This window comes from Enterococcus sp. AZ128, assembly GCF_051714485.1.
GTDB lineage: Bacteria > Bacillota > Bacilli > Lactobacillales > Enterococcaceae > Enterococcus_A.
Genome location: NZ_JBIORZ010000002.1, coordinates 1,347,519 through 1,361,038 on the forward strand (window position 1 = coordinate 1,347,519; position 13,520 = coordinate 1,361,038).

Annotated in this window: 12 protein-coding genes; 11 read left to right on the top strand and 1 reads right to left on the bottom strand. The window is 42.1% G+C overall.

Going from position 1 to position 13,520, the window contains the following annotated elements:
• The first annotated feature begins 10 nt into the window (after positions 1–10).
• The 4 genes from trpB to IGI38_RS18215 all read left to right on the top strand — a co-directional run bounded on the left by trpB (position 11) and on the right by IGI38_RS18215 (position 4,071).
• A complete protein-coding gene (gene trpB, locus IGI38_RS18200) occupies positions 11–1,204 on the top strand; it encodes a tryptophan synthase subunit beta (RefSeq protein WP_438733175.1) in 1,194 nt (397 codons plus the stop codon).
• Complete coding sequence (gene trpA / locus IGI38_RS18205; RefSeq protein ID WP_438733177.1) at positions 1,201–1,956, top strand: tryptophan synthase subunit alpha; 756 nt, start codon at positions 1,201–1,203, stop codon at positions 1,954–1,956. The genes trpB and trpA overlap by 4 nt, the downstream gene beginning before the upstream one ends.
• Positions 1,957–2,026: 70 nt before the next feature.
• The gene (locus IGI38_RS18210; protein WP_438733179.1) at positions 2,027–3,433 is read left to right on the top strand and encodes a C69 family dipeptidase; all 1,407 of its coding nucleotides are present in this window, start codon (positions 2,027–2,029) and stop codon (positions 3,431–3,433) included.
• A 356-nt stretch (positions 3,434–3,789) separates the two neighbouring features.
• Positions 3,790–4,071: a hypothetical protein gene (locus tag IGI38_RS18215; protein ID WP_438733181.1), complete on the top strand. Its 282-nt coding sequence runs from the start codon at positions 3,790–3,792 to the stop codon at positions 4,069–4,071.
• Here the strand turns inward: IGI38_RS18215 and IGI38_RS18220 are convergent.
• The gene (locus tag IGI38_RS18220) at positions 4,044–4,940 is read right to left on the bottom strand and encodes an IS30 family transposase (protein WP_438728590.1); all 897 of its coding nucleotides are present in this window, start codon (positions 4,938–4,940) and stop codon (positions 4,044–4,046) included. The two genes, IGI38_RS18215 and IGI38_RS18220, sit on opposite strands and share 28 nt — an antisense overlap.
• A gap of 41 nt (positions 4,941–4,981) precedes the next feature.
• Between IGI38_RS18220 and IGI38_RS18225 the strand changes: the two genes are divergently transcribed.
• From IGI38_RS18225 to IGI38_RS18255, 7 genes are all read left to right on the top strand, one after another.
• Positions 4,982–5,224: a hypothetical protein gene (locus IGI38_RS18225; protein ID WP_438733407.1), complete on the top strand. Its 243-nt coding sequence runs from the start codon at positions 4,982–4,984 to the stop codon at positions 5,222–5,224.
• A gap of 647 nt (positions 5,225–5,871) precedes the next feature.
• A complete protein-coding gene (locus tag IGI38_RS18230) occupies positions 5,872–6,765 on the top strand; it encodes a diacylglycerol/lipid kinase family protein (protein WP_438733183.1) in 894 nt (297 codons plus the stop codon).
• A gap of 323 nt (positions 6,766–7,088) precedes the next feature.
• On the top strand, positions 7,089–8,504 hold the full coding sequence (locus IGI38_RS18235; RefSeq protein WP_438733184.1) for a cytochrome ubiquinol oxidase subunit I: 1,416 nt from the start codon (positions 7,089–7,091) through the stop codon (positions 8,502–8,504).
• Positions 8,497–9,513 (top strand): cytochrome d ubiquinol oxidase subunit II, encoded by a 1,017-nt coding sequence (gene cydB, locus IGI38_RS18240; protein ID WP_438733186.1) that lies wholly within the window; start codon positions 8,497–8,499, stop codon positions 9,511–9,513. Before IGI38_RS18235 ends, cydB begins: the two co-directional genes overlap by 8 nt.
• The gene (gene cydD, locus IGI38_RS18245) at positions 9,510–11,222 is read left to right on the top strand and encodes a thiol reductant ABC exporter subunit CydD (RefSeq protein WP_438733188.1); all 1,713 of its coding nucleotides are present in this window, start codon (positions 9,510–9,512) and stop codon (positions 11,220–11,222) included. Before cydB ends, cydD begins: the two co-directional genes overlap by 4 nt.
• Complete coding sequence (cydC, locus tag IGI38_RS18250) at positions 11,219–12,967, top strand: thiol reductant ABC exporter subunit CydC (protein WP_438733189.1); 1,749 nt, start codon at positions 11,219–11,221, stop codon at positions 12,965–12,967. Before cydD ends, cydC begins: the two co-directional genes overlap by 4 nt.
• Before the next feature lie 216 nt (positions 12,968–13,183).
• Positions 13,184–13,519, top strand: coding sequence for a multidrug transporter (locus IGI38_RS18255; protein ID WP_438733191.1), 336 nt, complete (start codon positions 13,184–13,186; stop codon positions 13,517–13,519).
• Position 13,520 lies beyond the last annotated feature (1 nt).

Consider the following 13,520-nt stretch of genomic DNA (forward strand, 5'->3'; position numbering starts at 1 on the left):
GAGTGATCTCATGTATCAAGAACCAAATCAGGAGGGCTTTTACGGGGAATATGGCGGGAAGTTCGTTCCCGAGACATTAATGTACGCGATCCAGGAACTAGAAAAAACGTATGAGGATTCGAAACAAGATCCAGAGTTCCAAGAAGAATTGAAGTACTATTTGAAACAATACGTAGGGCGGGAAAATCCTCTTTATTTCGCGGAACGCTTAACCAATCATCTAGGGGGCGCTAAGATTTATTTGAAGCGCGAAGACTTGAACCATACCGGAGCCCATAAAATTAATAACGCCTTAGGCCAAGTATTGCTGGCAAAAAAAATGGGCAAACGCAAAGTTGTTGCTGAAACAGGCGCTGGTCAACACGGAGTGGCAACAGCTACTGCCGCCGCACTTTTCGGCATGGAATGTACGATTTTTATGGGGGAGATCGATGTGCAGCGTCAAGCTTTGAATGTCTTTCGAATGGAGCTTTTAGGGGCGAAAGTTGAGAGCGTGACTTCCGGCAGCAAAACGCTAAAGGATGCTGTAAACGAGGCGCTGCGGTATTGGGTCGCAACTGTTGAAGACACGCATTATGTCATGGGATCGGTGTTAGGACCGCATCCGTTTCCTGAGATTGTTCGGGATTATCAAAGCGTAATCGGAATCGAGACGCGCAAACAAATTTTGGAAGCAGAAGGGCGTTTGCCTGATTTGGTAATGGCCTGTGTTGGCGGCGGAAGCAACGCGATGGGCATGTTTTATCCATTTATTGAAGACGAGGCAGTTCGCTTGATGGGGGTGGAAGCCTCCGGACATGGATTGGACACTGAGGAGCATGCGGCTTCTATTAATAAAGGAAGTGTCGGAATTTTGCATGGAGCTAAGATGCACCTGCTGCAAGATGATGACGGACAAGTTATAGAAGCCTTCTCGATTTCTGCTGGGCTAGACTATCCCGGAATCGGTCCGGAACACTCTTTCCTGCATGATATCGGTCGGGCAGAATATGCGGCGATCAATGATGAGGAGGCGGTCGAAGCCTTCCATTGTCTCTCTCGCTTGGAGGGAATCATTCCGGCATTGGAGAGTTCCCATGCGTTGGCGCAAGTCGTCAAAGTCGCGCCAATGATGGAAAAAGACCAAATTATTATCGTGAACCTTTCTGGACGCGGCGACAAGGATGTTCAGCAAATTAAAGAACGGATGGAGGCAGCCAAATGAAACCATTGACTCGCACATTAAAAAATAAAGCAAAATCTGAAAAATTATTCGTGCCTTATATCATGGCGGGCGCCCAAGGCTTAGACAAGTTAGAGGAAGAAATCGAAATGTTGGTGGAACAAGGTGCCGCTGCTATTGAACTTGGTGTGCCGTTTTCTGACCCTGTCGCAGATGGTCCGACGATCCAAGCTGCCGGATTACGAGCATTTGAGCAGCAGGTTACATTAAAAAAATTAATTGCTGCTTTGCACGGCATCCACTCGGAGGTTCCATTGATTTTGATGGGCTATAGTAATTCCTTTTTTCATTACGGTATCGAGGAGCTAGTTCGTGATCTGCAGGGGACGGATGTCGAAGGCTTCATTATTCCCGATCTGTCTTATGAGCATCGTGAGCTGGTTCTCCCTGATTTAGGGGATATGGCATTATTGACATTGGTTTCATTAACCAGTCCAACAGAGCGGATCGAACAATTAGTCGCGGAAGCAGAAGGTTTCATTTATGCCGTAACAGTCAATGGCATTACTGGTGCGGATCAAAACTTCCGTGATGACTTGATGGAACACCTCGCGCAGGTCAAAGCAGTCAGCAATATTCCTGTCTTAGCCGGCTTTGGCATCGCCACTAGAGAACATGTTAAAAATTTCCAACAGGTCTGCGACGGTGTAGTGATCGGTTCAAAAATCGTGAAGTCCCTTGAAGAGCAGGGAACCGAAAAAACCGGAAAATTGGTAGCCGAAATCGTTCAATAGGATTTCGTTTGGTGTTTAAATTTATTAGCGTTATACTTGAGGTACCATGAAAAGGGAGAGTGTTTCAAGTATGACAAAAAGAGTAAAAGGTTCATGTACCACTGTACTAGTCGGAAAGAAAGCATCAATTGATGGCTCAACTATTATTTCAAGGAACGATGACGGGCATGAAGCTCTAGACCCGCAACGTTTTGTGGTAGTTCAACCAGAAGAACAGCCAAGACATTATCAAGCAGTAATCAGTGGCGTGAAAGTTGATTTGCCTGACAATCCACTGCGTTACACATCTATGCCAAACTCAATTTTAACGAACGGTATTTGGCCGGCTGCCGGGATCAACAGTGAGAATGTTGCGATGTCCGCAACTGAAACAATCACTACGAATCCGCGAATCCAAGGACTTGATCCTTATGTTGAAGGCGGCATCGGGGAAGAAGATATCGTTACGCTAGTATTGCCTTACATCCACAGCGCGAAAGAAGGGGTCGAACGTCTAGGTTCGCTATTGAAAGAATATGGAACGTATGAACCGAATGGCATCGCCTTTTCTGACCAAGACGAGGTTTGGTGGTTGGAAACAATCGGGGGCCATCACTGGGCAGCCGTTCGTATCCCGGATGATGCCTATGTCGTTGCGCCAAACCGGATGAACATCGATGACTTTGATTTTGATTCAGCAGATACGCTTTGCTCTGACGATCTAAAAGCTTTGATTGAAGACAATCATTTAAATCCTGATTTTGACGGCTACAATTTACGTCACATTTTTGGAAGTTCTTCTATTAAAGATACGGTGTATAACAATCCGCGGGCTTGGTATGGTCAAAAATACTTCACACCAGAAGTGGAACAAGATCCAATGGATCAAGATTTACCGTTCATTTGTCGCGCCAACCGTAAAATTTCGATTGAAGACGTGAAATTTGTGTTAAGTTCTCACTTTGAGAATACGAAATACGATCCTTACGGTGACGGTACTGAAGCAGAAAAAACATTGATTCGTCCAATCGGGATCAACCGAAATCATAATGTACACATTTTGCAAATTCGCAACAATGTACCCGCTGAAATCGCTGGCGTTCATTGGTTAGCGTATGGTGCAAATACATTTAATACGGTTGTACCATTCTACTCAAACGTCAACGACACGCCTACTTGCTATAAAGATGCAACTGGCACCTTTGACATGAACAACATGTACTGGTTAAGCTGTGCGACTGCGTTACTTGGTGATACAGACTACAACTTCTATGTTGATTTCCGTAATACCTTTGAGTTGGAAGCAATGTCCGCTTATCACGGTATCCAAAATGAAACCGATAAAGCTGTTACTGATCAATCCGATGTCCAAAAATTCTTGGAAGCTGCGAATGAAAAACTAGCGGAAGAATCATTTAAACGTCAAACGAAGCTATTCGGCGATATGGTCATTTCTGGTTCAGAACACATGAAATTACGTTACAATTTAAATGACTAACGGGTGTTAAATCTTAAAGGACCTGTGACAAAAGACTTGTCACAGGTCCTTTTTCCGAACAAACGGTGTGTCAGAAGTAGCTTCTTCTTCGCAAGCTACGCATACTGTTACTGCTAAGTTTCACTAAGCAGAGCTAGCATTCGGAAATAAGCCGAAATTTCTTGAGGCTGACCACTTCTGTCACAACCTCTTTTTTTGTCAATGTTTTTTTGCACATTTCTAGAAAAAGGCGAAAAATGTCACAGATTTAGGACATTTTTTTCCGATACTCAAAGACTGATTGACTTTGAATCTTTACCTAGAGTATCGTTTAAGTGTGGTCACAAGCAAATACAAAAAAGGAGGCGACAGCCAGCATGGCCGAATTAAATTTAACAGCCAACCAAGTATTTTCTCTAAAAAGAAAAACACTTGAAAAACGTCTGATGGCTTATTATGAAGAGACCCGTGATGGGAATAAAATCGTTAAACTATTGGTAGCGCTTCAGGTGAGAGATGAGTTGTGTGAAGCAGATTTTTCCTATTTCTTAAAGGAGTTAGTCCGTCATTTATTTTTGAAAACAAAATCGACGCGGGCTTTGCGTCGTTACTTTGTTTATTTGCTGAATTGTCAAATTAATTGCAACATTTCTTCTTGAAAGACTTCCCAACAATTTTTCCAGTTCAATGTTTTTTTAGGACGCATATTTATCTTGCGTAATGCTTCCTGTTTCTCCGTAGGGGGTACCTTTGAAAAATCAGTTCCCTTAGGGAAGAATTCTCTAAATAAACCATTCCCATTTTCGTTAGATCCGCGTTGCCATGGGGAGTATGGATCACAAAAATACATAGGTACGTCTAAATCTTTCTCAATTTCTTTCCAGCAAGAAAACTCTTTCCCACGGTCGACCGTAAAGCTTAAAAATGCCTTGTGACTCCCTAGGTCTTGCACAAAAGCTTTAATCGCTTGTGCCATTGACTTCGCGGTACGATCCCTCATTGAGATCGCCCAATAAAAGCGTGTTTTCCGTTCAATAAACGTTGCTTCGCAGGCTTTGCTTTCCCCTCTGCTAGAAACAACTGTGTCCAACTCCCAATGTCCAAATTCTTCTCGAGTTGACACAGAAGCTGGGCGTTCATCAATGGTATGCCCTACAGTCATTTTGCCTCGTGCCTCTTCTTGTTTTTCTTGTCTTCTGCCTTTATGTCTCAGACACTGTTTAGACACATTAAGAATACCGGCATAGAGCCAATTGTAAATGGTTTTGAATGAAACTATTTGACGATCATTCGCAATTTGTTCAGGGGACCAGCTGTCTTCAAGATCACATTCAATCTGATAAGCGAATTCAGAAGTCCATTTGGACTTCGCACCACAGGCACTGCGCTTCATTTCCGCATCTAATTGCGCATTGTCGGCATTATAGATCAAATCTTCGGGTACTCGTTTCAACTCACGATCAATCGTTGTTCGGCTAACACCAATTCTGTCCGCTATTTCTTGAATACTCTTGGCATCATAAATCATCGTCTCTATACATTTTCGATTATCTCGTGTAAGCTTTTTGTGTGAACCCATCAAAATCACTCCTAGTAGTTTGTTATCCTAAACTCATTTTACTAGAAATTTTTGATGGGTTCTTTGTTGCGATTAATATTACAATTCAGCATTTTAAAGACTATTTTGAGGCAAAAGAGTGGCGGTTATTGAAGCTGCGTTTGCGTTCGATCAAAACATATATCGCTGAAAAGCTTGAGCAATTATATACGCAATTTATCAAAGAACCGCTGCAAGGCTTAGTAGGTTCTTGACGAATAAAATAGCCAATTTAGCTGCAGCCTTTAAAAATAGCAAAGGAAGTGCCTACATTGATGTGTGTAGGATCAAGATACCAGAAAAAGCAAAAAAATTAACGACAATCAATTTATTCAAAAGATTGACGGCGAAAAGCTTAGACGATTTTTTGCTGTAAGAATTGAGCTGTCGATTTTCAATAAAAGAATACAACAGGTGGCGTCTGCCCTGAATAGGGACAACGTATCTGCATAAAATAATTCGACCATTATTTTCCAACTATCTGAAGTATTGAACGAGTTGTGGTAGGAGCTCACTGCTGCTCGGCCAAACAGAGATCGATAAGGATGAAACTGCGCAGTTCAGCCTTATTATGAAAATGGAGAGCCTGATTGACTACCTAAAAGATGATTTTGTCTTAATGATAAATCCAACGTTGGTTAAGACGAGGTCCGTAATAGAACTTCAATAGAATAAAACCTGATCAGTGAGAGTCTCGTAGAAAAAAGATTCTTTCGGTTTCGGGCTATTTTTTGTGCCTGAATTTCTGCTGTGTGATAAGTCGTCTTGCGAGGTGAGACGCTTGCTGCCTGTTATACTGAAAAGAAATAAAAATACGCAGTCAGTAGTTTTCCAGATAGGCGAAAAGGGGAGAGTAGAAACAATGAAAAAAGCAGTATTGATTGTCAATCCCAGCTCTGGGAATGCAAAAGCAAAGGACTATGAACAGCAGGCACGAGAAAAATTGCAAAGTTTTTTTGATGAAGTAGAAGTACGAGAAACTAAAAAGGGCGGAGATGCGACAACCTTTGCAAAAGAAGCCGCGGAAGAAAAAGTGGACAGCGTCTTTGCGATGGGTGGCGATGGAACAGTGAATGAAGCGATCAATGGTTTGGCGGAACAAGAATATCGACCAAAGTTTGGCTTTTTTCCGCTAGGGACAGTGAATGATCTGGGGCGATCATTGAAGATCTCAATGAATCCAGAGGAAGCAATTGCATCATTCGATAGTGAACGCAGGACGAGTTTGGATATTGGCAAAATCAATGACGATTATTTTATGAATGTCGTGTCAGTCGGCAGTATTCCCGAAGCGATCAGCGATGTAGGGGTTGAAGAGAAGACGAGGTTCGGCAAGTTGGCGTATTTCTTGAATGGTATTAAGGAAGTATTCAATGAGGAGAACTATCACTTTACTTTGGAAATCGACGGAGAGCAGACAGAGATTGAAAGCAGCGCGGTTGTCATCGTATTGACGCGAACGATCGGCGGTTTTACTCATATCGTCCCTGAGGCCAAGAATAACGACGGCAAATTGTACTTGCTTTATTTGAAGGATCAAAATATTGCGGATCGGCTGAAAAGTGTACCTGATATTATTAAAGGCATTGATCAATCAACTGAAACGATCGGTTATAGGCCTTTTGAAGAAGGACGATTGACAGTAAGAGAGAAAGCGGAGTTGCATCCGAGTGTGGATGGCGATGAAGGCCCAGAACTGCCGCTGACCTTCAACATATTGCCGCGACATTTGGAAGTCTATTATGGTGCGGAGTAAAAAATAATAAAATGAATCCTTTGCCGATCTAGGTGAAGGTTTTTTTAATAGAAGGATGTTATCTACTTGAGTTTCTCATTAAAACTCTAGCAGTAAAGGGTGTTTAATGTGAGAACGAACCGCTTAAACGAAGAGATGTGGAATAATTTTCGGCAAAATCTATCATTTTTTTCTTCTATTATAGTTATTTTCTTTTTTTCTCAAATATCGTAAATCAAAAGCGCTAGGCTGAACATTTGGCAATTTATAGGTTAAGGATTATAGTTATTATAGAAAGGGTTTTATTTTAGTTTTGTTATTCACAATTGTAGGGAGGAATTAAAATGGATATAGTGACGTTGGCCCGTTTTCAATTTGCCATGACAACGGTTTTTCACTTTTTCTTCGTACCATTCTCGATTGGGATGGTTTTGGTTGTTGCCATTATGGAAACTTTATTTGTTAAAACGAAAAATGAAAAATACCGTCAATTGGCGAAATTCTGGGGGAATATTTTCCTTTTGAGTTTTGCGGTGGGCGTCGTGACTGGGATCATCCAAGAATTTCAATTTGGGATGAACTGGTCAGATTATTCACGGTTCGTCGGAGATATTTTTGGCGCGCCATTAGCAATTGAGGCTTTATTGGCCTTCTTTATGGAGTCGACTTTCTTAGGACTCTGGATGTTTACATGGGATCGCGTGAAACCACGGACACACGTCATTTTTATTTGGTTAGTAACCATTGCTTCGATGTTATCAGCTTTCTGGATTTTAGCGGCAAATAGTTTCATGCAGCATCCAGTTGGTTATGCCCTTCGTAACGGTCGAGCAGAAATGACTGATTTTGGTGCAGTAATCGCCAATCCAAAAGTTTGGTATGAATTCGGTCACGTAATCGCGGCGGCGATAACAATGGGCGGAATGATTGCGGCTGGACTTGCTGCATTCCAATTGTTAAAACGTAAAGATAAAAAGATGCGCGAGTTCTTTATGAAATCCATGCGTATCGGACTAGTCGTCACTTTATTTGGTTCGATCATGGTTTTAGGCGCAGGTGACGCGCAAATGAAGGCCTTGATTGAAGGTCAGCCAATGAAGTTTGCGGCGATGGAAGGAACCTATGAGGATACGGGAGACCCGGCTGCTTGGACCTTGATCGCATGGGACAATGAGCGTGAGCACAAGCAAGTCTTCGGTGTTCAAATTCCATACATGTTAAGTATTCTTTCCTATAATAAACCTTCTGGTTCTATCAAAGGAATGGATACTGTCAACAAAGAATTAGTCAAAAAATACGGCGATCGGAATTATTATCCGCCAGTCAATGTCTTGTTCTGGAATTTCCGGATCATGGCTGGTTTTGGGATGCTGATGCTGCTAGTTTCGATACTCGGCTTGTTCTTCACTCGGAAGAAGAAACCGATACTTTATGAAAAACGCTGGATGTTATGGGTGATGGGGCTTTGTACCTTTGCGCCGTTCTTAGCAAATACAGCGGGGTGGCTAGTCACTGAATTAGGTCGCTATCCTTGGACCGTTTACGGTTTGTTTACGATCGAAGACAGTGTTTCGCCAAATGTTTCTGTTACTTCTTTATTGATCTCAAATATCATTTACTTCCTGTTATTCTCAGGCTTAGCAGTAACGATGATCTATCTGGTGAGACGGGAATTAAATAAGGGACCAGAATTGGAACCAATCAGCGAGGATCGCGATTCGATTGATCCTTTCGACAAGGGGGCGTTCACTCATGAGTAGTTTACAATTATTATGGTTCTTATTGATCGGCGTCCTGTTTTCCGGCTTCTTCTTTTTAGAAGGTTTTGACTTTGGTGTTGGGATGTCTGTGCAAACATTGGCGCATGACGAACATGAAAAAGATCAGATTGTGCAAACGATTGGACCGGTTTGGGATGGCAATGAAGTTTGGCTATTGACGGCTGGCGGTGCGATGTTTGCATCATTTCCATATTGGTATGCGTCATTGTTCAGCGGCTACTATTTGATTCTGTTTATCATTTTATTTGGTCTGATCATTCGCGGCGTATCCTTTGAGTTTCGCGCCAGTATGCCGAAGGAACGTAAACAAATGTGGAACTGGACATTAAGTATCGGCAGTTTTATCGTACCTTTCTTCTTTGGAATTTTGTTTATCAGTATGATTCAGGGGATGCCGTTGGATGCGGATCATAATATGATGGCGACTTTTACTGATTATATCAATTTGTATTCCATCGTTGGTGGAGTAGCGTTGACTTTATTGTGTTACCTGCATGGGTTGAACTATATCGCATTGCGCACGGAAGGTCCGGTTCGTTATCGGGCAAAAAATTACGCGCAAGTTTTATACGGTGTGTTGTATTTTGGGTTAGTTGTATTTACTGTATTGATGTACTTCAAAACAGACTTCTTCCAAAATAACTTCGCGGTAACATTGATTCTATTGGCGGTGATCGTCTTACTAACAGTAATCGCAAATGTCGCGGTCTTTAGAAATAAAGAAATGCTGGCGTTTATGATGAGCGGATTTACATTGATCGCTTTAGTCGTGTTATTGTTCAGCGGATTGTTCCCACGAGTATTAATTAGCTCTATTCCAGGCAATGATTTATTGATCGAAAATGCTTCATCAAGTCCGTACACGTTGAAGGTTATGTCTTACATTTCATTGACGATCTTGCCTTTTGTATTGGCGTATACAGCTTGGACGTACTATATCTTCCGCAAACGGATCAAACATCCTCATGCGGTGGAGGTTCAACAATGATCGACAAGAAGTTAATCCAACTTCCCGGTATCAAAAAAATTCTGATGTTGCTTGCAGGATCTGCTATCCTGCAAGCAATCTTTATAATTGGGCAAGCGTACGGGCTCTCTATGACGATCACCCATTTATGGAACGGTGAAGGGCTAGATAATCAATTCAAATGGATGGTGCTTTTCTTTGGTTCTTTTGGATTGCGTCATTTAATGACTTATTTGCGGGAGCATGTGTTGGAAGAATATGCTTATCAGCAGGCTAAGGATTTGCGCGGTCAATTGCTGCGGAAGATTTTCCGCTTAGGACCGCAGGTGGTACAAAAACAAGGAACCGGCAGCGTGGTCACGACTGCGTTGGATGGTATCGATCAAGTGGAGGAGTACTTGCACTTGATTTTACCGAAAATGCTGAACATGATGATCATTCCATGGATTCTATTAGTCGCGATCTTTCTATTGGACTGGGAATCCGGGGTGGTCCTATTAATCGTCTTTCCGTTGATCATTATTTTTATGATTATTTTGGGGTATGCGGCTCAAAGCAAAGCGGATAAGCAATACAAAGTATTCCAAGTGTTATCAAATCATTTCATTGATTCTCTGCGGGGGATTGATACGCTGAAATTTTTCGGTATCAGCAAGCAATACAGTAAAAGTATCTATATAACGAGTGAACGGTTCCGAAAGGCGACGATGAGTACCTTAAAAATCGCGATTCTTTCAACCTTCGCATTGGATTTCTTTACGACACTCTCCGTTGCGGTGGTGGCAGTCTTACTAGGATTGCGCTTGATTAACGAGGCGATTTTCCTGTTTCCAGCGTTGACTGTCTTGATCTTGGCACCAGAATATTTTTTGCCGATCCGTGATTTTTCAAGTGATTACCATGCGACATTGGATGGTAAAAACGCGATGGATGATGTTAATCAAATTTTGGATTTGCCGGAGAGTCAAGATGTGACTATTGGTTTACCAACTTGGTCCGCAGATAGCCGCCTTGATGTGGCTATGAGTTACAGTTATGCGGATAAACTGGGCTCAGAAGTTGATTTTTCGGTGCATGGATATAAAAAAATTGGGATCATCGGCATGAGTGGTTCAGGAAAATCCACATTGATCAATCTGCTGAGCGGCTTTTTACGGCCTGATGATAGTCAGATCCGCTTTAATGAACAGAAGATCACTGCTTTTGACCAGCCTCAATGGCAGGAACAGTTGATCTACATTCCGCAAACCCCTTACATTTTCCAACGCTCAGTTCGCGAAAATATTGCTTTTTATCATCCTGAGGCTAGTGATGAAGACATCTTAAAAGCCATTGATGTCACTGGTTTAACCGAATTGCTGAATGAATTACCTGAGGGTTTGGATACTAAATTAGGGGAAGGTGCTCGCACATTAAGCGGCGGACAAGCACAGCGAATTGCATTAGCTCGAGCATTCTTGGATCAAGAACGAAAGGTCTTATTGTTCGATGAGCCGACTGCCCATTTAGATATCGAGACGGAAGTAGAGTTAAAAGAGCGGATGCTTCCGTTAATGAATAACCATTTAGTGTTTTTCGCAACACATCGACTGCATTGGTTGGCGGAAATGGATTACTTGCTGGTGATGGATCACGGCAGGCTTGTCGAACAGGGAACACTGGAAGAACTGAAGCAAAAAAATGGCGCCTTTACAAAATTAAGTCAAGCATTGCGAGGTGATGGAGCATGAAGCACATCGGATTATTCGATGTACTAAAAACGGATGAATGGGTCAAACCGTTTTTCAAGCAGTATAAGAAATCTTTGATTCTGGCTTTAACGTTAGGTTTCATCACTTTCTTCTGCGCCGGCGCTTTGATGTTTAATTCAGGCTTCTTAATCAGCCGGGCCGCTTCATTGCCGGAGAACATTCTGCTGATTTATATTCCGATCGTTTTGACTAGAGCCTTCGGAATTGGACGTCCAGTCTTTCGTTATGTGGAGCGGCTTGTCAGCCATAATTGGGTCTTAAAGATGACGTCAAATTTACGAGTGAAGCTGTATGATTCATTGGAACAGGATGCAATATTCTTCAAACAGAATCATCGCACAGGAGATATTCTCGGCTTGCTTTCTGAGGATATCAATCATATTCAAAACTTGTATCTGCGGACGATTTTTCCAACGATCATCGCTTGGCTTCTGTACGTTTTTATTATTATCGGAATAGGCTACTTTTCACCTTTCTTCGCGTTAGCAATGCTGCTGCTATTAGGCATCGTGGTGTTTTTACTGCCGTTGTGGTCAGTAATTATTAACGGTGCACGGCAAGAGCAGCAGAAACAAATGAAGAATCAGCTATATAGCGACTTAACGGATAATGTTTTAGGTGTGTCGGATTGGATATTTAGTCAACGGGGGCAGGATTATGTGAACCATCACGAAGCCTCTGAAGAAGCTTTGCGTGAGGTCAATCGCAAGCTTCAAAGCTTCCAGCGAAAACGCAACTTCATTTTGCAATTGATGTTTGGTGTGATTACAATCGCGCTGTTACTGTGGACTAGCCGTCAATTTCCGGGCAATCACGGAGGAGCGGCCAATTGGATCGCTGCATTTGTTTTATCGGTCTTTCCATTGATTGATGCCTTTGCACCACTACCGGCCGCAGCACAAGAGACTAACAGCTATCAAGATTCGATTAAGAACCTGAACGATTTGCCTCAGATTCATGAGAATCAAGCAGCCGTTCCGGAAGTTTCTGGTCCACTGACATTGAAGATTGAGGATGTTCATTATCATTATCCTGGAAGTAAAAAAGCTGTTTTAGCAGGAATTGATTTGACGCTCCAGCATGGGGATAAAATTGCGATCTTAGGCCGCAGCGGTTCAGGCAAGAGTACGTTGGCCAATTTGATTCGCGGTGATCTGCGAGCGACTGAAGGAGCAGTAACGTTAAATGGGGAGAACACCTCTAAATTTGGCGACGATATCAGCCGTTATCTTGGAGTTATCCATCAAACACCGTATTTGTTTCATACAACGATTGCTAACAATTTGCGAATCGGAAATGAGGCGGCAACTGAAGAAGAGCTCTGGGAAGTATTGAGTCGTGTTGAATTAAAAGAGCTGGTAGAACATTTGCCGGAAGGATTAGCGACGATGGTTGATGAAGCCGGATTACGCTTTTCTGGTGGTGAGCGTCAACGCTTAGCCTTAGCTCGAATTTTATTGCAAGAAGCGCCGATCATTTTGTTGGATGAACCAACTGTCGGGCTTGATCCGGTGACGGAGCAAGCGCTAATCAATACCTTTTTCCATGAACTTCAAGATAAAACAGTGATTTGGATCACCCACCATTTGCAAGGGATCGAGGCCATGGATCAAGTCATCTTTATTGAAGATGGTCACCTGACGATGCAGGGCAGTCCGAATGAATTAGAACAAACCAATGCTCATTATCGTAAATTAAAACAAATCGATAAAGGTATTGTATAAAACTCGAAGGACCTGTGACAAAAGTCTTGTCACAGGTCCTTTTTCCGAACAAACGGTGTGTCAGAAGTAGCTTCTGTCACAACCTCTTTATTTGTTAGCCAGACTAAAATGAAAAGGATAGTGTGGTTTGACGATTATGCATATTAAGCCTTACTATTTAAGTAATATAAGGGATCGAATGAGTATTCATTAATCGAAAAAGGAGAAGTGAGGGATTTGAATAGATCAAAAAATGCGACGAATGAGTTTATTGAAAGTGATTGGAAACTATTTAGAAGTAAAATTGGCGGATGGCAAGAAAACTATCTGGACGGATTGATTAAAGAGTATCTTAAACTTTTAACACAAGAGAAGCAGTCATCTGAAAAATTTTGGACACTTGAAAAAAGAATAAATAAGGATAAAAGAAAATCGGGCGCGGCAATTGAATTGAGACGATCAACGATGATACTAAGCATTTTAGAACTACTCCACGATGAAGTGATCGAAATGGAAGATTTGAATGATTTCAGTCCAACACTTAAAGCGACAATAAATTTTTACAAGAACTAAA

What these genes read in the sequence shown, in the direction of transcription:
- trpB (WP_438733175.1), top strand. Translation starts at nt 11, where the DNA reads ATGTATCAAGAACCAAATCAGGAGGGCTTTTACGGGGAATATGGCGGG.
- trpA (WP_438733177.1), top strand. Translation starts at nt 1,201, where the DNA reads ATGAAACCATTGACTCGCACATTAAAAAATAAAGCAAAATCTGAAAAA.
- IGI38_RS18210 (WP_438733179.1), top strand. Translation starts at nt 2,027, where the DNA reads ATGACAAAAAGAGTAAAAGGTTCATGTACCACTGTACTAGTCGGAAAG.
- IGI38_RS18215 (WP_438733181.1), top strand. Translation starts at nt 3,790, where the DNA reads ATGGCCGAATTAAATTTAACAGCCAACCAAGTATTTTCTCTAAAAAGA.
- IGI38_RS18220 (WP_438728590.1), bottom strand. Translation starts at nt 4,940, where the DNA reads ATGATTTATGATGCCAAGAGTATTCAAGAAATAGCGGACAGAATTGGT.
- IGI38_RS18230 (WP_438733183.1), top strand. Translation starts at nt 5,872, where the DNA reads ATGAAAAAAGCAGTATTGATTGTCAATCCCAGCTCTGGGAATGCAAAA.
- IGI38_RS18235 (WP_438733184.1), top strand. Translation starts at nt 7,089, where the DNA reads ATGGATATAGTGACGTTGGCCCGTTTTCAATTTGCCATGACAACGGTT.
- cydB (WP_438733186.1), top strand. Translation starts at nt 8,497, where the DNA reads ATGAGTAGTTTACAATTATTATGGTTCTTATTGATCGGCGTCCTGTTT.
- cydD (WP_438733188.1), top strand. Translation starts at nt 9,510, where the DNA reads ATGATCGACAAGAAGTTAATCCAACTTCCCGGTATCAAAAAAATTCTG.
- cydC (WP_438733189.1), top strand. Translation starts at nt 11,219, where the DNA reads ATGAAGCACATCGGATTATTCGATGTACTAAAAACGGATGAATGGGTC.